The organism is Bacillus sp. 0909A, from assembly GCF_036765115.1.
Taxonomy (GTDB): domain Bacteria; phylum Bacillota; class Bacilli; order Bacillales; family Bacillaceae; genus Bacillus; species Bacillus mojavensis.
Genome location: NZ_JBAIZU010000007.1, coordinates 37932 through 59147 on the forward strand (window position 1 = coordinate 37932; position 21216 = coordinate 59147).

The window sequence follows — 21216 nt, forward strand, 5'->3', positions numbered from 1 at the left end:
TCTTTCGTGTTACAAAAGAAAAAAGCAGGTCTTCGTCTGTTGTTTGATAAAATAAATGTAAGGAAAGAATGTATTTCCTATTATACCATTGTTCATTACAAATACCCATTACGTTAGGAGTGTAAGCCTTATGTTTTATGCGGTTCAACAATTAGAGCATACTGAAACCCTAGTGGTCGGACTTTTTCAAAAAAGCCAGCTGACAGGCAAAGCAAAGGAAATTGATGAAAAACTGGAAGGCCATCTGACTCAGCTTCTGAAAGACGGTGATGTCTCTGCCAAACGGAATCAAGTATCAAAAGTATTCCCTCCGTCCTCTGCCGGTATGAAACGTATTTATTTCGTCGGTTTGGGAAGGGAGGCGAATTATTCATTTGAAGAGGCGAAGGAAAGCTTTGCCCATGTTTTTCAAGCCATTCATAAAGACAGGAAACAAGAGGCTGCCGTACTGCTTGACACATTTATTTGTGAAGAAGTGCCCGCAGCGGATGCCGCTCACGCATTAGCTGAGAGCTGCCTGCTTGCTTCTTATGAGGTGCAGGATTATAAACACAAATCAAATGAGCCGGATAAACAGCTTGAATCCATCTATGCCGTCACAGATGAAGATACACAAGAAGTGCAGGCCGGGCTTCTTGTCGGCCAGGCATACGGGCAGGGCACAAATTCGGCAAGAACGCTTGTGAATATGCCGGGAAATATGCTGACAGCAACTGACCTGGCTTCATATGCGTCCGAGCTTGCGGCGAAATATGATTTTGAGCGTGAAATATTGGAGAAATCGGATATGGAAGAGCTCGGTATGGGCGGAATCCTTGCGGTAAATCAAGGCTCTGCCGAACCGCCCAAAATGATTGTCTTGAAGTATCAGGGCAAAAAGGAATGGGAAAATGTTATTGGACTTGTCGGAAAAGGAATTACCTTTGACACAGGCGGTTACTCTATTAAAACCAAAACAGGAATTGTCGGCATGAAATCCGATATGGGAGGAGCGGCAGCGGTCCTTGGTGCTATGGAAACGATCGGCGAACTTCGTCCAGAGCAAAATGTGCTGGCTGTCATTCCGTCAACCGACAACATGATTTCAGGCGGGGCGATGAAGCCTGACGATGTCATCGTGTCATTAAGCGGAAAAACGATTGAAATCCTTAATACGGATGCAGAAGGAAGGCTTGTGCTTGCAGACGGCCTTACATATGCGAAACAGCATGGCGCGTCTGTTCTTGTTGATGTGGCAACACTCACTGGCGGCGTTGTTGTGGCATTGGGCACAGAAACAACCGGCGCCATGACAAATAACGAGAGCTTCTATCAGCAGGTGGCTGAAGCTGCGGAAGAGTGCGGTGAGGCCATCTGGCAGCTGCCGATTACAGAAAAGGATAAAAAACGTGTGAAAAACAGCCAAATGGCGGATTTAAACAATTCACCGGGACGGGAAGGCCATGCGATTATGGCAGGAACGTTTCTTGGTGAGTTTGCTGAAACGACACCTTGGGTCCATCTTGATATTGCAGGCACAGCAACTTCAAGTAAAGCAAGCTGCTTCGGTCCGTCCGGTGCAACCGGCGTCATGGCAAGGACACTGGCTACGCTGGCAGAAAGATTTACAGCGGAAGAACACACAAAAGCGTAACAAATACAGCCCTGCTGCGATTTCGCGGCAGGGTATTTCTCCTCCAAAATCTTTAGTTGACTAAAGTATTATGATATGATAAGATACGTTCGTACTTTATTTATCTACTACATTAGCAAACTAAAGGATTTTTGGAGGGGTATCATGAATGCAGTCGTCATCGCAGTCCTGCTTATGCTTGTCTTAAGCCTTCTGCGTGTCAATATAGTTATTGCCTTAATCATAGGTGCCTTGGCCGGCGGCTTAACAGGAGGACTCGGCCTTGGTGAAACAGTTAAAGCCTTTACAGAGGGGCTCGGCGGAAATGCCACCGTTGCAGTCAGCTACGCTATGCTAGGTGCGTTTGCTGCGGCTTTAACGAAAACAGGTCTTCCGGATGCTATGGTGGAAGCTTCTGTGAAATTAATTGGAAATAAAGAAGATACACGAAAAAAGGCACTGTCTAAAGTGCTCATCGTACTGATTATTTTAATCGTAGCTTGTTTTTCGCAAAACGTGGTACCGGTTCACATCGCATTTATTCCTGTGCTGATACCGCCCCTTTTGAAAATCTTTAATGAGCTTGAAATGGACCGCAGGCTGATTGCATGTGTGATTACGTTCGGCTTAACGGCTCCTTATATTTTGCTGCCTGTCGGCTTCGGCCAGATTTTCCAAGGCATGCTGAAGGACAACATGGCCGATGCGGGTTTAAACGTTCCGCTTGGCGATATTCCGTACGCGCTGATCATACCGATTGCAGGCATGGTTGTCGGTTTGATTTTATCAGCAATCGTTTATCGCAAACCAAAAGTGTATGAAACAAAAGAAATCTCAGGTGTAAAACCATCTCCATATACGAAAAAAAGTCTGGGAATTGCGGTTCTCGCCATTGTAGTGTCACTCGGCGTCCAGCTTTATTTATCGCAGACCTTGGGAGTAGAAGGGATGATTATGGGGGCGCTGGCCGGCCTGATTATCCTGTTTGTCAGCGGTGTAATGAAACGTGACGAAGCGGATTCATTGATTACTGACGGTATGGTATTAATGGCCTTTATCGGATTTGTTATGCTTGTTGCAGCCGGATTCTCAAATGTATTGACAAAAACCGGAGATGTCGAGTCATTGGTCAAAACATCAGCTGGTATTATCGGGCACAGCCAGTCACTGGGCGCATTGCTGATGCTGATCGTCGGATTGTTGATTACTATGGGAATCGGCTCATCTTTTGCAACGATTCCGGTGATCACAACGATCTTTGTGCCTCTATGTATGCAGCTTGGATTCAGCCCGATGGCAACGGTTGCGATTATCGGAGCGGCTGCCGCGCTTGGCGACGCCGGTTCACCTGCCAGCGACAGTACACTTGGGCCGACTTCGGGTCTGAGTGCGGACGGACAGCATCACCACATTTGGGACACTTGTGTGCCGACATTTATCTTTTATAACATTCCGCTTGTTATTTTTGGCTGGATTGCGGCGCTTGTCTTATAGAAAATAGGCTCTCCTTAATGGGAGAGCCTATTTTCGTTTATCATGTTAAAAAACCGCTCATCGGAACGGTTTTTAAGTGGACGATATTTGATGTCTGTTAAAGCCGGTTGCTTTATGAATAGAGCGGTAGATCGCAGGCGCGATAAACGTCAGCAGCACAGACAGCACCGTATCTTTTACCATAAACCAAGTCATAAAGCCCCAAGCCGTGCTGTAGCTCACCGGTGTATGAATCCACAGCTTCAGCGCAAGATACATATAGGTGGTGCCGATGATATACATAATGGCCGTTCCGGTAAGAGAAGCAATCAGAAAACGGATTTTACTTGGCTTAATTTTGCGTTCTAATAACCATCCAGCTGCAAATGCTGCCGGAATGTATGAGATAATGAATCCGCCGCTTTTACCTGCAAATGGTGCGAAGCCCGCGGAAAACTGAGCGAACACTGGTGCCCCGGCCAATCCGACAAGCGCATATACAAGCATTGCGATAGCAGCGCGTTTGCTGCCGAGAAGCAGAGCCGCCAAGAGGCAGAAAAACGGCTGCATCGACAGAGGAATGCCAGCAACTTGCAAAAAGGGCGCGACTGATGTAATGTTGGCGCCGACAGCCATAAGTGCGGCGAACATGCCGATCAGTGCCATATCACCCGCACGAAGTTTATGTTGTTTCATCGTTGTTCCCCCTTAGGTTTTCATACACAATCATAGAGTAATAAAGATCTGAATGATTGTCAACATGAATATCATTTAGGTTAACAAAAGGAGGGGTTTACGTGTATTTCGGAAAAATAAAACAGGCCGATCAGTCAGGAAGAGTGCCGCCCAATCAAAATGTGACGACTTCGTTTCCTGTGCTTCATACGGGAAATGTTCCATATTATGAGGATATGACGAAGTGGAATCTGCAAGTATACGGATTGGTTGATCACCCGATGCTTTTAAGCTTTGAAGAGATAAAAGCCTTTCCTCAGTGCGAATCGGAAAATGACATCCATTGCGTAACAGGCTGGTCACGGCTTGATAACGTTTGGCAGGGGGTGCGGACACGGGATATCGCGGAGAAGGCCGGAGTAAAAGAAGAGGCGGGCTATGTCATTTTACACGCGGAAGAGGGCTGGACGACAAATCTGCCGCTCGATGACTTTTTGGCTGAAACATCACTGCTCGCTTATGCGCACAACGGCGAACCTTTAACGCCTGAACACGGCTTCCCGCTGCGGGGAGTGTTTCCTCATTTGTATTTCTGGAAAAGCGCTAAGTGGCTGCGCGGCATCCAATTTACGAAAGAAAATCATCCCGGTTTTTGGGAGCAGAACGGCTATCATATGAGAGGCGACCCTTGGCAGAATCAGAGATTTACATGGGATTAAGGTTCTAGTGAATGTAGGATAATCAGCATCTCTTACAGGTTTTTATTTCCATATTACTAGTTATCAGGTACCTTATTTAAATAAGGTGCTTTTTTTATTAAGGAAAAAGTTGACTTTGTTTGCCAGAAAACCTATTATTTGAATTGTCTAGTTGATAGTGAAAATCATTATCATGTATGCAGCCAGTTTTAAAGAGAGGAATGTCGTACTGCATGATTGAGAAAAAAACAGATGGGGCTAAAGGCGGGACCTACAACGCATTTACCATTCCTGGAACGGAAGTGCGTAAAATGTCTTCACGCAATGGCAGCAGCGGCTATCAAATCTTTATCTCAAAACCGAGCACGGAGCCGCCGCCTTCTGGTTATCCGGTTATTTATCTGCTCGACGCCAATTCTATCTTCGGTACAATGTCGGAAGCTGTTCGAGTACAGGGGCGCCGTCCTGAGAAAACAGGGGTAATTCCCGCTGTAATTGTCGGTATTGGCTATGACACAACAGAACCGTTTTCTTCTGCGCGCCACCGGGATTTTACAATGCCTACGTCTTACTCGGAGCTGCCGGTAAGGCCTGACGGCAAAGAATGGCCGGAGCATGGAGGAGCGGGGGACTTTTTAAGATTTATTGAGGAGGACCTCAAACCAGAGATTGAACAAGATTATGAGATTGACAGAAACAGACAAACAATCTTTGGCCACTCTCTTGGCGGGCTCTTCGTTTTACAGGTGCTCTTAACGAAACCGGATGCATTCCAAACGTATATCGCAGGCAGTCCGTCCATTCATTGGAACAAACCATTTATTGAAAAGGAAGCTGAGCGTTTCGCTTCCTGTGTAAAGAAAAACGAGCAGCGTGTCAATATTCTGCTAGCGGCAGGAGAATTGGAAAAGCATCATAAATGCCGAATGAACGATAACGCGAAGGAGCTTTACGAGCGGCTATCCGCTTTGGCTGAACAAGGCGTACGGACTGAATTTTGCGAGTTTTCAGGAGAAGGACATATTTCGGTTCTTCCTGTTTTGGTCAGCAGGGCTTTGCGTTTCGCGCTTCACCCTGATGGCCCGCACATTTCAATGAGCTGAGAATTGCCTCAGCTCCCATATTTGTCACAAAAATTATATTTGACTGTCGGATGACATTTGGATATGATTATTTTTATAATTGATAATGATAATCATTATCAATTAATTGCGGTTAATAGTAAGGTGAAGCAGTCTTTTTCGCAACATGCCCTTTTTGGCGTTAAAAGCGAAGAAAGGAAATGATGAAATGAAGGTAAGAGGTATAGAAGGCAAGATCGCATTGATTACAGGGGCCGCCCAAGGAATAGGTGAAGCTGTTGTACGGACGCTTGCCGGTCAAGGGGCACACATTGCTGCGGTTGATTACAATCCAGAAAAGCTTGAAAAAGTCGTGAACAGCCTCAAAGCGGAGGGATGCCGTGCCGAAGCCTTTCCTGCGGATGTGAGAGACAGTGCGGCGATTGACGGCGTCACGGCTCGAATCGAACGTGACATGGGCCCGATTGACATATTGGTGAACGTAGCGGGCGTGCTTCGGCCCGGGCTGATTCATTCTCTAAGTGATGAGGAATGGGAGGCCACTTTCTCAGTGAATTCGACTGGTGTTTTTAACGCGTCACGCTCAGTCAGCAAATATATGATGAACCGCAGATCCGGTTCAATTGTTACGGTAGGATCAAATGCAGCCGGTGTGCCAAGGACATCTATGGCGGCATACGCCTCATCAAAGGCTGCGGCTGTGATGTTTACAAAGTGCCTTGGCCTTGAGCTTGCAGAATATAACATCCGCTGCAATATTGTTTCTCCCGGATCAACGGAAACAGACATGCAGTGGTCTTTATGGGCTGATGAAAATGGAGCAGAGCAGGTCATCAAAGGATCGCTTGATACATTTAAAACGGGAATTCCGCTCAAAAAACTGGCCCAGCCTTCGGATATTGCAGATGCCGTGCTCTTTTTGGTTTCTGAGCAGGCAGGCCATATTACGATGCATAATTTATGTGTAGATGGCGGCGCGACATTAGGCGTATAAGTTAACTTAAAGGAGGTTTATGAGGATGTTGGAACAAAACGTTATATCTGAAACGAAGGCGGAGCATTTGCTTCATGAGTATCAGCCGGGCGCTTTTTTCTTGGCTTCCCCTCATCGTGTGCTGCTTGGAAAAGGAATGAGTGAAGCCGTGCCGGATGCAGACGGCCAAAACCAATTAGAAACCTTACCCGGCCGCATTGCTGAGGCGCTAAACAAAGCAAAGCAATCGGGGCAAAGCCGTCCGGTTGTTGTGGGAGCTGTTCCATTTGATTATTTAAAATCGCCCCGGCTCGTCGTTCCGGAGGAGGTACGGTGGTCGGGACCGCTTCAATTCGGTGATGCCAAGATTGAACAGCAGCCGGAACATACATATCACATACAGCCTGTTCCTGCACCGGAGGACTATAAAAAAGGTGTAGAACAAGGATTGGAAAGCATTGCTGACGGCACTCTCAGCAAAATTGTCCTGTCCAGATCGCTGCATCTAACATCACCTGAAGCGATACAAACGGGTGAACTGCTTCACCATCTGGCGCGGCATAATACACAAGGCTATACTTTTGCAGCCGATGTATCCATCCCAGATGACTCATCTTCCCATCGGACATTACTCGGAGCAAGTCCCGAGCTTCTCGTTTCAAGAATGGGAACTCAGGTGGTATCCAATCCGTTAGCAGGCTCTAGACCTCGCAGTGATGATCCTGTTGAGGACCAGCGCCGGGCCGATGAATTGCTTTCTTCCGCAAAGGATCTTCATGAACATGCTGTTGTAGCTGATGCGGTTGCCGCCGGGCTGCGGCCTTTTTGCCGGACGCTGGACGTTCCGGAAAAGCCTTCGCTGATCCAAACGGAGACGATGTGGCATTTGTCCAGTGTCATTAAAGGAGAGCTTTCTGATCCGACTGTAACCTCGCTGGAGCTAGCCGCCGCGCTTCACCCTACGCCGGCAGTCTGCGGAACACCGACTGACCTTGCAAGAGAAGCCATCCGGGAAATTGAACCTTTTGACCGCGGTTTCTTCACCGGCATGGTAGGCTGGTGTGACGATGCAGGCGATGGCGAATGGATTGTTACGATTCGGTGTGCAGAGGCTGAAGAACGCTCACTTCGTCTTTTTGCCGGGGCCGGTGTTGTAGCCGGATCAAAAGCAGAGGACGAGCTTCAGGAGACATCCGCAAAGTTTCGGACAATGCTTCGCGCAATGGGTGTCAATACCATATGATCAGAAATAATTGCAGGAGGGAAACAGCATGCTGAATGGATTTACGCCGTGGCCCAAGGAGTTTGCGGAAAAGTACCGGGAGAACGGTTGCTGGGCCGGTGAGACTTTTGGAGACATGTTAAGAGACCGGGCTGCCAAACATGGCGATCGTATCGCGATTACATGCGGGGACACCCATTGGAGCTATCAAGAGCTTGACACAAGGGCTGACCGTCTGGCAGCCGGATTGCAAAAGCTCGGTATTAAACCAATGGATCGTGTAGTCGTGCAGCTGCCGAATATCGCTGAGTTTTTTGAAGTCATCTTTGCGCTTTTTCGGCTGGGAGCGCTCCCGGTCTTTGCACTGCCTTCTCATCGAAGCAGTGAGATTACATATTTTTGCGAGTTTGCTGAAGCGGAGGCTTATATCATCCCCGATTCCCATTCGGGATTTGACTACCGCACACTTGCCAGACAGGTTCGAAGCAAGCTGCCGTCCTTGAAACACGTGATTGTCGCAGGTGATGCGGAGGAATTCCAGCCGCTTGAGGCATTGCATACAGAACCTGGCGAGCTGCCTGAAGTAAAATCTTCGGATGTAGCGTTCCTACAGCTTTCTGGCGGGAGCACCGGCTTATCGAAACTGATACCGCGAACCCACGATGATTACATATACAGCCTTCGGATGAGCGCGGAGGTTTGCTGGCTTGATCACAGCACTGTGTACTTGGCCGCATTGCCGATGGCGCACAATTACCCGCTGAGCTCACCAGGGGTGCTAGGCGTATTATACGCTGGAGGAAAAGTGGTTTTATCTCCTTCTCCGAGTCCGGACGACTCGTTCCCTTTGATTGAACGGGAACAGGTAACAATGACAGCTCTTGTCCCGCCGCTTGCAATGGTATGGATGGACGCGGCTGCCTCACGAGATGACGATTTATCAAGCCTTCAAGTGCTGCAGGTCGGCGGCGCGAAATTCAGCGCTGAAGCCGCGCGCAAAGTGAAATCTGTGTTCGGCTGCACCTTGCAGCAGGTCTTCGGAATGGCAGAAGGACTCGTTAATTATACAAGGCTTGATGACCCGGAGGAAGTTATTGTCAATACCCAGGGTAAGCCGATGTCTTCTTACGATGAAATACGTGTGTGGGATGATCAGGATCGTGACGTGAAACCAGGTGGAACGGGGCACCTGCTGACACGGGGACCGTATACGATCAGGGGTTACTATAAGGCTGATGAGCACAATGCGGCTTCGTTTACCGACGACGGTTTTTACCGCACTGGCGATCTAGTGAGATTGACACCCGATGGCTATATTGTCGTGGAAGGACGGGCAAAGGATCAAATCAACCGCGGCGGAGAAAAAGTGGCGGCGGAAGAGGTCGAAAATCATCTTCTGGCGCATCCGGCTGTGCATGATGCGGCGATGGTATCAATGCCTGACCAATTTCTTGGTGAAAGATCTTGTGTGTTCATTATTCCCCGGGATCAAGCGCCGAAAGCCGCAGAGCTCAAAGCTTTTCTAAGAGAACGCGGGCTTGCAGCGTATAAAATTCCAGACCGGATCGAATTTGTTAAGACCTTCCCGCAGACAGGGGTAGGAAAGGTAAGCAAAAAGGCGCTTCGCGAAACGATCGCCGAAAAACTTCTTGCAGGTTCAAAAAAATAGAAACGATTTGAAAGGGAGTGTTCAAATGGCTATTCCTGCCATTCAGCCGTATCAAATGCCGACAGCGTCTGATATGCCAACAAACAAAGTATCATGGGTGCCTGATCCAAATCGGGCAGTCTTCTTAATACACGATATGCAGAACTATTTTGTCGACGCGTTTACAGCTGGAGCGTCTCCGGTAATAGAGCTTTCAGCAAATATACGCAAACTGAAGGATCAATGTGTTCAGCTCGGGATACCTGTTGTCTACACAGCGCAGCCCGGCAGTCAAAACCCGGAGGACCGGGCATTGCTGACTGATTTTTGGGGACCTGGATTAAGCAGCGGCCCTTATGAGGAAAAAATTGTGGCCGAGCTTACGCCGGAAGACAATGATCTCGTATTGACAAAATGGAGATACAGCGCATTTAAGAGAACGAATCTGCTTGAGATCATGCGTGAACAGGGGCGTGATCAGCTGATCATCTCTGGGATTTATGCTCATATTGGCTGTCTCGTTACAGCATGTGAAGCGTTTATGGAGGACATCGAAGCGTTTTTTGTTGCTGATGCAGTTGCGGATTTTTCTCAGGACAAGCATAAAATGGCGCTTGAATATGCGGCTGGGCGCTGTGCGTTTACGGTGATGACCGACAGCTTGCTTAATCAGCTGAAACATGCGCCTTCTGCGGCTCAGAAGCCATCAGAAAAAGCTGAAAAAGATAGATTTACCTGCGAGAGTATCCGCACACAAATTGCTGAGCTTCTCCAAGAATCTCCTGATGACATTGCAGATAATGAAGACTTACTGAATAGGGGACTTGATTCTGTAAGGATCATGACATTAGTGGAACAATGGCGCCGTGACGGAGCCGAGGTGACATTCGTCGAACTGGCTGAACGGCCGACGATAGAAGAATGGCAGAAATTGCTTTCAATCCGCATTGAGAGAGTGCTGCCAAACGCGGACTATTTATAAAAGGAGGTAAAAAGACGGATGCCTGATACAAAAGATCTTCAATATTCTTTAACCGGAGCGCAAAGCGGTATTTGGTTTGCTCAGCAGCTTGATCCGGACAATCCTATCTACAATACAGCCGAGTATATAGAAATCAACGGCCCGATCGATATTTCTCTTTTTGAAGAAGCTTTACGGCACGTCATAAAAGAAGTGGAATCACTTCATGTCCGCTTTGGTGAAGATAATGACGGGCCTTGGCAGATGATGAATCCATCACCGGATGTACAGCTCCAAGTCATTGACGTCAGCTCTGAACCTAATCCGGAAAAGACCGCTTTAAACTGGATGGAAGCTGACTTGGCAAAGCCGGTTGATTTACAGCATGACCCGTTGTTCCGCGAAGCTTTGTTTAAAGCCGGGCCTCAGCGTTTCTTTTGGTATCAGCGCATTCACCATATAGCGATCGACGGCTTTGGATTTTCTCTGATCGCCCAGCGGGTTGCACATGCCTATACTGCACTTGCAGGAGGGCGGTCCGCTGATGATCGTTCCTTCGGCTCTTTGCAGGATATTTTGGCGGAGGACGCAGACTACCGCTCGTCTGATACATATGAAGAGGATCGTCAATTCTGGCTGAATCGTTTTGCGGACAGGCCTGAAGTTGTCAGTTTGGCAGAACGGGCGCCGAGAACCTCAAAAAGCTTTCTGCGCCAGACTTCTTATTTGCCGCCATCAGATGTAAACGCATTGAAAGAAGCGGCGCGCTATTATGCCGGAAGCTGGCATGAAGTCGTGATTGCGGTATCAGCTGCTTATGTACACCGCATGACCGGCTCTGAGGATGTTGTGCTCGGACTGCCAATGATGGGACGGATGGGATCTGCATCCTTGAATGTTCCGGCTATGGTGATGAATCTTCTCCCGTTGAGGCTGTCTGTGAGTCCTTCGATGAGCTTTTCTGAGCTTGTGCTGCAAATTTCCCGGGAAATCCGCAGTATCCGGCAGCATCATAAATACCGCCATGAGGAACTGCGGCGGGATCTGAAACTAATAGGAGAAAATCATAGATTATTTGGCCCGCAAATTAATTTGATGCCTTTTGATTACGGTCTCGACTTTGCCGGAGCCCGTGGGACCACGCACAATCTTTCAGCCGGTCCTGTTGATGATTTGTCGATAAATGTCTATGACAGAACAGACGGAAGCGGGCTGCGAATTGATGTGGATGCCAATCCTGAAGTGTACAGCGAGTCAGAAATAAAGGTGCATCAGCAGCGGATCTTACAGCTTTTACAAACGGCATCAGCCGGTGAGGACATGCTGATTGGGCAAATGGAATTTCTTTTGCCGGCAGAAAAAGCACGGGTCATAAGCGAATGGAATGAGACAGCAAAACCCGAGCAGCTGCTCAGCCTTCCGGATATGTTTGAGGAGCAGGCAAACCGTTCGCCTGAACGTATCGCCCTGATTTGCGATCACATTCAATTAAGCTATCAAGAGCTGAATGAACAAGCAAACCGCCTTGCGCATCTTTTGATAGAAAAAGGCCTTGGCCCGGAGCAGTTTGTCGCCTTGGCTCTGCCGCGGTCTTCCGAGATGGTAGCTGCAATGCTTGCCGTACTAAAGACTGGCGCTGCTTATCTTCCGCTTGATCCGGAGTTTCCAGCCGACAGAATTTCATACATGCTGAAGGATGCGAAGCCATCATGCATGATAACGACTGAGGAAATTGCAGCCACTCTGCCTGATGATATAACGGCACCGCAGCTTGTGCTGGATCAGCCTGTGACAAAAGAAATGGTGAAGCGTTATTCTGCCTACAATCCAAATGTACATGTATCTCTTGTTCATCCGGCGTATATCATCTATACATCAGGATCAACAGGAAGGCCAAAGGGTGTTGTTGTCACGCTGAAAAGTTTAAGTAATTTTCTGCTGTCTATGCAGGAGACATTTTCTCTCAATGAACAAGATAGGCTGCTGGCTGTGACGACGGTCGCTTTTGATATTTCTGCTTTGGAATTGTTCCTCCCGCTTATCAGCGGAGCGAGTATTGTTGTTGCTCAAAAAGAAACAATCCGTGAGCCGCAGGCATTAGTTAAAATGATTGAATATTTTGATATAACGATTATGCAGGCCACGCCGACCCTGTGGCATGCGTTGGTCACAAACGAACCTGAAAAACTTCGGGAGCTCAGGGTGCTTGTCGGGGGAGAGGCGCTTCCGAGCGGACTTTTGCAGGCCTTGCAGGCACTTGATTGTCCAGTAACTAATTTATACGGCCCTACTGAAACAACCATTTGGTCTGCGGCAGCTTTTCTCGAAAAAGGTGTGCAGGGTGTGCCTCCGATCGGAAAGCCGATTTGGAATACGCAGGTATATGTGCTCGATAATAGTTTGCAACCCGTTCCGCCAGGCATTGTTGGGGAGCTCTATATTGCCGGAACCGGCTTGGCCCGCGGATATTTAGGACGCCCTGATTTAACGGCGGAGCGCTTTGTTGCTGATCCGTACGGACCGCCGGGCACACGGATGTACCGGACCGGAGATCAGGCCCGCTGGCGTGCGGATGGGTCTCTGGATTACATTGGGCGGGCCGATCATCAAATCAAGATTCGCGGTTTCCGCATTGAGCTTGGAGAAATTGATGCCGTGCTTGCTAAACATCCGCAAATTGAACAGGCTGCGGTTGTGGTTCGAGAGGATCAGCCGGGAGATAGACGATTGGTGGCGTATCTGGTTGTTTCTTCAGCTCTAGATATTGCTGAGCTTCGCCGTTATGTTGGTGCCAGTCTGCCTGATTATATGGTGCCTGCGGCATTTGTGGAGATCGATGAACTGCCATTAACACCTAATGGCAAGCTAGACCGGAAAGCATTGCCGGCACCCGATTTTAGCGCATCTGTCACTGACCGGGGACCTCGAACGCCTCAAGAAGAGATACTGTGTGATCTGTTTGCAGAGGTTCTAGGTCTTGCACGCGTAGGTATTGATGACAGTTTCTTCGAGCTGGGCGGCCATTCTCTCCTTGCCGCCCGTTTGATGAGCCGTATTCGTGAGACGATGGGAGCTGAGCTGGGCATCGCCAAGCTCTTTGACGAACCGACAGTTGCCGGACTTGCTGCACATCTTGACCAGGCGCAGAGTGTCCGTCCCGCTTTGCAAAGAGCTGAACGTCCCGAGAATATTCCGCTTTCTTTTGCACAGCGCCGGCTATGGTTCCTCCATTGTCTGGAAGGGCCAAGTCCTACTTATAATATCCCGGTTGCCAGCCGTTTTTCAGGTGAACTGAACCAAGAAGCGCTGCAAGCGGCATTGTATGATCTCATCAGCCGCCATGAAAGTCTTCGGACCATTTTCCCTGAATCACAGGGGACATCTTATCAGCATATTTTAGACGCCGATCAAGCCTGTCCTGTTTTATATGTTACAGAAGTGAAGAAGGAGGAGCTTTCTAAGAGGCTTGCCGATGCTGCTCGCTACAGCTTTGACCTTGCAGCTGAGCCTGCTTTCCGTGCCGAGCTCTTTGTTATCGGTCCCGATGAGTACGTGCTGCTGCTGCTCGTGCACCATATTGTCGGAGACGGATGGTCATTGACCCCTCTGACTCGTGATCTGGCTGCTGCTTATACCGCCCGTTGTCACGGGAGAGCCCCCGAATGGACACCGCTTGCTGTGCAGTATGCGGATTATGCGCTCTGGCAGCAAAGTCTGCTCGGAAGCGAGCATGATCCAGACAGTTTGATTGCCGGTCAGCTAGCTTTCTGGAAAGAGAGACTGGAAGACCTGCCCGATCAGCTCGAACTGCCAACTGATTTTTCACGTCCGGCTGAGCCGAGTCATCAGGGAGATACAATTCATTTCCGTATAGACTCAGAGCTTCACAGCCGCTTACTGGAGCTGGCCCGTGCCAATAGAGTAAGTCTGTTTATGGTGCTTCAATCAGGGCTTGCCGCCTTGTTGACGAGACTCGGAGCTGGAACGGATATTCCGATTGGAAGCCCGATCGCGGGGCGGAATGACGATGCGCTTGGTGATCTTGTGGGACTGTTTATCAATACATTGGTGCTCAGAACAGACACCTCTGGTGATCCGAGTTTCCGTGAGCTTCTGGACAGAGTGCGGGAAGTGAATCTGGCGGCCTATGAAAATCAGGATCTGCCGTTTGAGAGACTTGTAGAGGTGCTCAATCCTGTTCGCTCCCGGGCGACGCATCCATTATTCCAAGTCATGCTCGCGTTCCAGAATACGCCTGACGCAGAACTGAACCTGCCTGGTACAGAAAGCAGCCTGCACATTCATAGCGTAGGATCTGCCAAATTTGATGTAACGTTAGAAATCAGTGAAAGCCGTCTTGATGACGGGACACCAAATGGACTGGAAGGATTGCTTGAGTACAGCACCGATCTTTTTAAACGTGAAACTGTTCAAGCTCTTGCTGATCGCCTTCTGCGGCTGCTTGAGGCTGCCGAGGCTGCTCCTGACCAGAAAATCGGAAGCCTGGATATTCTAGCACCAGAGGAGCGCAGCATCACGGCGACGGATTGGCAAAGTGTTTCTGAAAAGATTCCGCAAGCGTGTCTCCCGGAGCTGTTTGAGAAACAAGCAGCGTTGAGCCCTGATTCCATTGCTGTCGTGTATAAAGATAAAGCGATGAGCTATACGGAGCTGAATGAAAGGGCGAACCGGCTTGCCCGGCTGCTGATTAGCAAAGGCGTCGGAACGGAGCAATTTGTGGCATTAGCTTTGCCTCGCTCATTGGATATGACTATCGGACTGTTAGCGGTACTGAAAGCGGGAGCTGCGTACCTGCCGCTTGATCCGGACTATCCGGCCGACCGAATCGCTTTTATGCTGAACGATGCCCGGCCTGCGATGATTATCACGAGCTCACAGGTGGAAAATCAAATCCCGCCTTCAGAAAATGTGCCGAAAATTGTGCTGGATGATCCGGAATTATGCGAGAAACTAAAAACATACAGTCCTTTGAATCCTGATCATACGGACAGGATTCGACCGCTGTCACCTTTCAACACGGCTTATGTTATTTATACATCCGGTTCAACAGGCGTTCCAAAAGGCGTCATGATTCCTCACCAAAATGTGACGAGGTTGTTTGGAGCGACCGATCACTGGTTCCGTTTCGGTTCAGACGATGTGTGGACAATGTTCCATTCCTACGCGTTTGACTTTTCTGTTTGGGAGATTTGGGGACCTTTGCTGCACGGCGGGCGGCTTGTTATCGTGCCTCATGACATCAGCAGATCTCCGGAAGCGTTTCTGCGTCTGCTGGTAAAAGAGGGTGTGACCATTTTGAACCAGACACCATCAGCGTTCTATCAGTTTATGCAGGCGGAAAGAGAGCAGCCTGATCTCGGACAGGCCCTCAGCCTTCGATATGTTGTTTTTGGCGGAGAAGCGCTTGAACTCAGCCGTTTTGAGGATTGGTATCATCGCCATCCTGAACAGGCGCCAAAACTGATCAATATGTATGGTATTACTGAAACAACAGTGCATGTCAGCTATATCGAATTAGACCGAAATATTGCAGCTATAAGAGCAAACAGCCTGATCGGCTGCGGAATTCCCGATCTAGGCGTGTATGTGCTGGATGAGAGTTTACAGCCCGTTCCGCCGGGTGTGGCTGGAGAACTGTATGTGTCAGGAGCCGGATTGGCCCGAGGCTATTTAGGACGGCCCGGTTTAACGGCGGAACGCTTCATCGCTGACCCGTTCGGACCACCGGGCACACGGATGTACCGCACGGGAGATGTAGCCCGCAGGCGTGCTGATGGTTCTCTCGATTATGTCGGCCGTGCCGATCATCAAGTGAAAATTCGGGGCTTCCGAATTGAACTGGGAGAAATTGAAGCCGCGCTTGTTCAGCATTCACAGCTGGAAGATGCGGCAGTGATCGTTCGTGAGGACCAGCCGGGAGATAAACGTTTGGCAGCTTATGTCATACCTTCCTCGGAGGAAACGTTTGATACGGCGGAACTGCGGAGGTATGCTGCCGAGAGACTGCCGGATTACATGGTGCCTTCAGCCTTTGTGACGATGAAAGAATTGCCGCTGACGCCGAATGGAAAGCTTGACCGTAAAGCGCTGCCTGCTCCAGATTTTGCTGCTGCGGTGACAGGTCGCGGGCCGAGAACCCCGCAGGAAGAAATCCTTTGTGACTTGTTTATGGAAGTGCTTCATTTGCCGCGTGTCGGTATTGATGACCGTTTCTTCGATTTGGGAGGACATTCCCTGCTCGCAGTTCAGCTGATGAGCCGCATACGTGAAGCACTCGGGGTTGAACTCAGCATTGGCAATCTATTTGAAGCACCGACTGTGGCAGGGCTTGCCGAAAGACTGGAGATGGGTTCAAGCCAAAGCGCTCTTGATGTTTTGCTGCCGCTCCGAACAAGCGGAGACCGGCTTCCGTTGTTTTGCGTACATCCGGCGGGCGGACTTAGCTGGTGTTATGCAGGATTGATGACATCATTAGGAACGGATTACCCCATCTATGGACTGCAAGCGCGGGGAATTGGACAGCAGGAGGCGCTTCCGAAAACGCTCGATGACATGGCTGCCGACTATATAGAACAGATTCGGACGATCCAGCCGAAAGGGCCGTACCATTTGCTTGGCTGGTCCTTAGGCGGAAATGTCGTTCAAGCAATGGCAACACAGCTGCAAAAGCAAGGGGAAGACGTTTCTCTATTGGTTATGCTGGACGCCTATCCAAACCACTTCCTTCCTATAAAAGAGGCACCGGATGATGAAGAAGCGCTTGTTGCCCTTCTCGCATTAGGCGGGTACGACCCAGACAGCTTAGGAGACAAGCCGCTTGATTTTGAAACAGCTATTGAGATTCTGCGGCGAGATGGCAGCGCACTAGCCAGTCTGGACGAATCAGTCATTTTAAACCTAAAGAATACGTACGTCAATTCTGTCGGCATTTTAGGTTCATATGCACCGAAAACCTTCCGTGGAAATGTTCTGTTTTTCAGATCAACTATCATTCCTGAATGGTTTGACCCAATTGAACCTGATTCGTGGAAGCCTTATATTGATGGACAAATTGAACAAATCGACATTGACTGCCGCCATAAAGATCTCTGTCAGCCGGAACCGCTCGCAGTCATTGGCCGGGTTCTGGCATCTAAATTGGAAGAAATGAATCAATAAAGGAGGAAAAGCAATGGCAAATCCTTTTGAAAATGCGGATGGCATATACCTTGTTCTCATCAATGAAGAGGGCCAATATTCCTTGTGGCCCGGCTTTATCGATGTGCCGAGCGGCTGGACAGTCGTTCATGAACAAAAAGGGCGTGAGGCTTGTCTGGCCTACATCCAATCGCATTGGAGCGATATGAGGCCGAACAGCTTAAAGCCTGTCGAAAATGTCTAAAGGATGGACGATAAAAAAGAGACTGCAGCAGGCAGTCTCTTTTTTAATCTTACGCAGACGTTTGGGTATGATCGCAATCTCTGACGGGGTTCCCGTTTTCATCCGTACACCATGACTGGGATAAAAACGCCAAAAACACAGCCGCCCACTGATCGGCAAATTGAATCAGAATACCTCCGTCATGCCAAGAGCCGTTGTCTTTTTTCCAGCGGGTATCCAGCGCATTGCCTTGATTCATGTGGATGTTATGCATACCGTTTGTCGGGGTAAAGCCGAATATTTTATCTGCTGCCTGTTCAGGTCCAAATTTTGACCCGAATATATAAACCGGCGCTTTCTCTTCTTTCGCTTTCTTCATATACGTTTCAATAAAATCATTTAAATCATTATCAGGCCCCGTGATTTCATGAGGCAAAGGCTTCATTTCCCGTGAATCAAAAAGATTGCCCCGCACATAATCCAGTGCTACTTCACGGTTTTCGTCATTGATCTTCGTATATCCATACGGCATGTTCGGAAGGATGGTAATGGAGCTCGAATCAAACTGATCGTCTGCCAAATACAATACTTCAGATTCCTCGGAACTGGACATGACATTGATGGCGCACCTGTAATACGTATTCTCTTCACCGAGCACCTTGACTTGGAAATGAGGACTGTCATCATCTGTTTCCCGCTTCATATCTAAGACAACGCCTTTTAACACGCCATATTGCTGAACAGCCATATGAATCCTCCTTTATGATCAAGTTCTTCGTTTTAATTCGAGACATCATTTCCTTTTTCCTTTTTAAAAGATAAAAAAAGCCTGCAGAAATTGTTCTGCAAGCTCCATATGAATTAAGCGCCGGCCACAGATGATTCATCCTGTAAGGCTTTCTCGGCAGGGACATATTCGTATCCTAAATCTTTGGCAACAGCCTCATAGGTCACGTGGCCGTTTGCTGTGTTTAACCCCGCTCTTAGTGCCGCATTGTCTTCAAGTGCTTTTGCTGCCCCTTTGTTTGCGATTTGCAGTGCATATGGAACCGTAACGTTCGTTAGCGCAATTGTTGAAGTGCGAGGCACAGCGCCCGGCATGTTCGCAACAGCATAGTGAACGACGCCGTGTTTTTCATATATCGGCTGATCGTGTGTCGTAATGTGGTCGACAGTTTCAACGATGCCGCCTTGGTCAATTGCAACATCCACAATCACTGAACCAGGCTTCATTTGTTTCACCATTTCCTCTGTGACAAGCGTCGGCGCTTTAGCACCAGGGATTAACACGGCGCAAATGAGAAGGTCCGCTTCGGCTACCGAATCCGCGATATTGACAGGGTTAGAAATTAACGTTTTAATTTGATGGCCGAATATATCATCAAGCTGACGCAGGCGATCCGCGTTTAAGTCGATGATTGTCACATCTGCCCCCAGGCCGACAGCCATTTTCGCCGCATTGGTTCCGACTACGCCCCCACCGATAATGGTTACTTTTCCTCGGGCAACGCCAGGCACTCCGGCAAGGAGGATTCCTTTTCCGCCTTTAGGTTTCTCTAGGAACTGGGCTCCGATCTGCGCTGCCATTCTGCCTGCAACCTCGGACATCGGTGTAAGCAGCGGCAATGCCCGTCCCTCACTTACCGTTTCATACGCGATCGCTGTGACGCCTTTATCCTTCAGTGCCTGTGCAAGCTCCGGTTCAGCAGCTAAGTGGAGGTAAGTAAACAGTACAAGCCCTTTTCGGAAGTATGCATATTCTTCCGGAAGCGGTTCTTTGACCTTCATGACCATTTCAGCATCCCAGACCTGTTTCGGATCAGCAATGATTTCCGCTCCTGCTGACTCATAAGCTTCATTTTCAAAGCCGCTTCCAAGGCCTGCGCTAGATTCAACCAGCACGCGGTGACCGTTTGAAACGAGCTGTGAAACGCCCCCAGGCGTCAAAGCGACACGGTTTTCATTGTTTTTTATCTCTTTAGGAACCCCAATGATCATCTCTATTTCCTCCCGTATATGTGATATGTTTAGTGTAGCTTGATTTATTGGAAAATTCTTTGTTTGAAACAGAAAATAAAAAAACATGGGTTTGTGAAATTTCACAAACCCATGTTACGAAGTTTGATATCCAGATATATAGTAAACTTTTGATTCACATTTTTTAAATCGATCTCAGCGATCTGGCTGATTCGCTTCAGCCGGTAATTCAATGTATTAACGTGAATATTCAAGACCTTAGAGGCGGTATTCACATTGCTGTCGGCTTCAATAAAACGTTCGAGCGTTTCGACCATATTGGACTGGTGATCCCGGTCGTACTGCTCGAGTTTTGAAAGGGAGTAGTTGAAATATCCCGTTTGCTTCCGTTTCTCATCTAACACGTCCAAGTATTGATAAATGCCTAATTCTGAAAAACTGAAAAGATGCTTGGTTTCTTCAGCAAAACGTTCCTTTGCTTTCAATACGGACAATGCTTCCTGATATGAACGGCAGACAAACGAAATTGAATTGTATATTCCGCCAAATGCAATAGAAGCATCTTCTATTTTATAACGTTCCCTCAGCTGTCTTTGCGTGCTGAAAGCGAACTGTTTTAAATCTTGAAAAGGACGATCCGTTTTTGGCGCTGTTAAAATGATAAGTTCATTGGAATCAACGGTCGTCAGCAGAGCATGAACCTGCTGGGTCGTTTCCTGCAGATAATGAAGCTGCTGTTCTGTTTTTTCGGTCAGCTCGCCGTTTACCCGGATGATCATCACGGAAAATTCAGAGGGAACGACCATTCCAAGCTTGTTAAACCCATCCGTCATGTCCTGTTCTTGATAGATGTGTCCGGTCAGCATTTTCCAGAAAAACTCTTGGCTGCGTTCCTCATTTTTCGTTTTTCTGATTTGGAGCTTAAGCAGCTTATTTCTTACTGCATTAGCCGCCATTTTCAATGTCAGCAGATCATCATCCGACAATGTTTTTTGAATTTCAAGCGCCCAAATAAACCCCAGCACCTGGTTGTTCTTCCAAATCGAAATCGCGACGCGGTTGCTTAGTCCGACTTCGTCAATTTCCTTCACTCTGATCGGCTGGTCTGTTTTTAGCAGTGCGGGAATCGTCCCGTCTTTCCACAATTTATTAATAACTTTCTCTGGCACTCTTCTGCCAATGATCGTAGACGTCCGGGCAGGATCAGTACAATCACTGTGGGTGCTGTAGGCTAGCAGTTTGTGGTTCACATCTTCAATGGTGATCGGACATTGCAGCACTTCACTGATATGATCAGCCACTTCTTCCAGTCTGTCAAAACTGTATTTAAACGGATCCTTTGGCATGGTCATCATTATCCCTACTTTTCCATCCTTGTATTCTTTGTTCTCTTTGACATCAAATCGTCTTGCTTTTATTATGATTGTTCTTGTTTGTGAAAATCAACAACAAAGAATACAGTTTAATAGAAGTGAACAAAGCCAAAAAACACTTTTTAAATATAATGAAATACA

The 21216-nt window shown here is 48.3% G+C and carries 14 protein-coding genes; 10 read left to right on the plus strand and 4 right to left on the minus strand.

Annotation, left to right across the window (positions count from 1 at the left end):
• Positions 1–130: 130 nt before the first annotated feature.
• Positions 131–1633: a leucyl aminopeptidase gene (locus V6D42_RS18800; protein WP_333514247.1), complete on the plus strand. Its 1503-nt coding sequence runs from the start codon at positions 131–133 to the stop codon at positions 1631–1633.
• A gap of 144 nt (positions 1634–1777) precedes the next feature.
• Positions 1778–3106: a Na+/H+ antiporter family protein gene (locus tag V6D42_RS18805; protein ID WP_333514248.1), complete on the plus strand. Its 1329-nt coding sequence runs from the start codon at positions 1778–1780 to the stop codon at positions 3104–3106.
• 72 nt (positions 3107–3178) lie between these two features.
• On the opposite strand, the gene V6D42_RS18810 is transcribed toward V6D42_RS18805, so the two are convergent.
• Entirely contained in the window at positions 3179–3781 is a 603-nt protein-coding gene (locus V6D42_RS18810) for a biotin transporter BioY (protein WP_333514249.1), read from the minus strand.
• A gap of 101 nt (positions 3782–3882) precedes the next feature.
• Between V6D42_RS18810 and V6D42_RS18815 the strand changes: the two genes are divergently transcribed.
• The 8 genes from V6D42_RS18815 to V6D42_RS18850 all read left to right on the plus strand — a co-directional run bounded on the left by V6D42_RS18815 (position 3883) and on the right by V6D42_RS18850 (position 17746).
• On the plus strand, positions 3883–4479 hold the full coding sequence (locus V6D42_RS18815; protein ID WP_333514250.1) for a sulfite oxidase-like oxidoreductase: 597 nt from the start codon (positions 3883–3885) through the stop codon (positions 4477–4479).
• A 212-nt stretch (positions 4480–4691) separates the two neighbouring features.
• Positions 4692–5561: a ferri-bacillibactin esterase BesA gene (gene besA / locus V6D42_RS18820; protein ID WP_333514251.1), complete on the plus strand. Its 870-nt coding sequence runs from the start codon at positions 4692–4694 to the stop codon at positions 5559–5561.
• 187 nt (positions 5562–5748) lie between these two features.
• Positions 5749–6534 (plus strand): 2,3-dihydro-2,3-dihydroxybenzoate dehydrogenase, encoded by a 786-nt coding sequence (locus V6D42_RS18825; protein ID WP_333514252.1) that lies wholly within the window; start codon positions 5749–5751, stop codon positions 6532–6534.
• Between the two features lie 25 nt (positions 6535–6559).
• Positions 6560–7756, plus strand: coding sequence for an isochorismate synthase DhbC (gene dhbC / locus V6D42_RS18830; RefSeq protein ID WP_333514253.1), 1197 nt, complete (start codon positions 6560–6562; stop codon positions 7754–7756).
• Between the two features lie 28 nt (positions 7757–7784).
• Positions 7785–9404, plus strand: a complete 1620-nt coding sequence (locus V6D42_RS18835) for a (2,3-dihydroxybenzoyl)adenylate synthase (protein ID WP_333514254.1) — start codon at positions 7785–7787, stop codon at positions 9402–9404.
• A gap of 25 nt (positions 9405–9429) precedes the next feature.
• Entirely contained in the window at positions 9430–10365 is a 936-nt protein-coding gene (locus V6D42_RS18840) for an isochorismatase (RefSeq protein WP_333514255.1), read from the plus strand.
• Positions 10366–10383: 18 nt separating this feature from the next.
• Positions 10384–17523 carry an amino acid adenylation domain-containing protein gene (locus V6D42_RS18845; protein ID WP_333514256.1) on the plus strand — a complete coding sequence of 2380 codons (7140 nt, stop codon included), beginning with the start codon at positions 10384–10386 and terminating at the stop codon, positions 17521–17523.
• Positions 17524–17536: 13 nt separating this feature from the next.
• Entirely contained in the window at positions 17537–17746 is a 210-nt protein-coding gene (locus tag V6D42_RS18850; RefSeq protein WP_333514257.1) for an MbtH family protein, read from the plus strand.
• 49 nt (positions 17747–17795) lie between these two features.
• On the opposite strand, the gene V6D42_RS18855 is transcribed toward V6D42_RS18850, so the two are convergent.
• The 3 genes from V6D42_RS18855 to V6D42_RS18865 form a co-directional block, all read right to left on the minus strand.
• The gene (locus V6D42_RS18855) at positions 17796–18473 is read right to left on the minus strand and encodes a YukJ family protein (protein ID WP_333514258.1); all 678 of its coding nucleotides are present in this window, start codon (positions 18471–18473) and stop codon (positions 17796–17798) included.
• Between the two features lie 113 nt (positions 18474–18586).
• Positions 18587–19723 (minus strand): alanine dehydrogenase, encoded by a 1137-nt coding sequence (gene ald, locus V6D42_RS18860; protein WP_333514259.1) that lies wholly within the window; start codon positions 19721–19723, stop codon positions 18587–18589.
• 101 nt (positions 19724–19824) lie between these two features.
• Entirely contained in the window at positions 19825–21048 is a 1224-nt protein-coding gene (locus V6D42_RS18865; RefSeq protein ID WP_333514315.1) for a PucR family transcriptional regulator, read from the minus strand.
• Between the last annotated feature and the right edge of the window lie 168 nt (positions 21049–21216).

Coding starts and splice junctions, on each gene's coding strand:
- V6D42_RS18800 (WP_333514247.1), top strand. CDS start 131: ATGTTTTATGCGGTTCAACAATTAGAGCATACTGAAACCCTAGTGGTC.
- V6D42_RS18805 (WP_333514248.1), top strand. CDS start 1,778: ATGAATGCAGTCGTCATCGCAGTCCTGCTTATGCTTGTCTTAAGCCTT.
- V6D42_RS18810 (WP_333514249.1), bottom strand. CDS start 3,781: ATGAAACAACATAAACTTCGTGCGGGTGATATGGCACTGATCGGCATG.
- besA (WP_333514251.1), top strand. CDS start 4,692: ATGATTGAGAAAAAAACAGATGGGGCTAAAGGCGGGACCTACAACGCA.
- V6D42_RS18825 (WP_333514252.1), top strand. CDS start 5,749: ATGAAGGTAAGAGGTATAGAAGGCAAGATCGCATTGATTACAGGGGCC.
- dhbC (WP_333514253.1), top strand. CDS start 6,560: ATGTTGGAACAAAACGTTATATCTGAAACGAAGGCGGAGCATTTGCTT.
- V6D42_RS18835 (WP_333514254.1), top strand. CDS start 7,785: ATGCTGAATGGATTTACGCCGTGGCCCAAGGAGTTTGCGGAAAAGTAC.
- V6D42_RS18840 (WP_333514255.1), top strand. CDS start 9,430: ATGGCTATTCCTGCCATTCAGCCGTATCAAATGCCGACAGCGTCTGAT.
- V6D42_RS18845 (WP_333514256.1), top strand. CDS start 10,384: ATGCCTGATACAAAAGATCTTCAATATTCTTTAACCGGAGCGCAAAGC.
- V6D42_RS18850 (WP_333514257.1), top strand. CDS start 17,537: ATGGCAAATCCTTTTGAAAATGCGGATGGCATATACCTTGTTCTCATC.
- V6D42_RS18855 (WP_333514258.1), bottom strand. CDS start 18,473: ATGGCTGTTCAGCAATATGGCGTGTTAAAAGGCGTTGTCTTAGATATG.
- ald (WP_333514259.1), bottom strand. CDS start 19,723: ATGATCATTGGGGTTCCTAAAGAGATAAAAAACAATGAAAACCGTGTC.
- V6D42_RS18865 (WP_333514315.1), bottom strand. CDS start 21,048: ATGCCAAAGGATCCGTTTAAATACAGTTTTGACAGACTGGAAGAAGTG.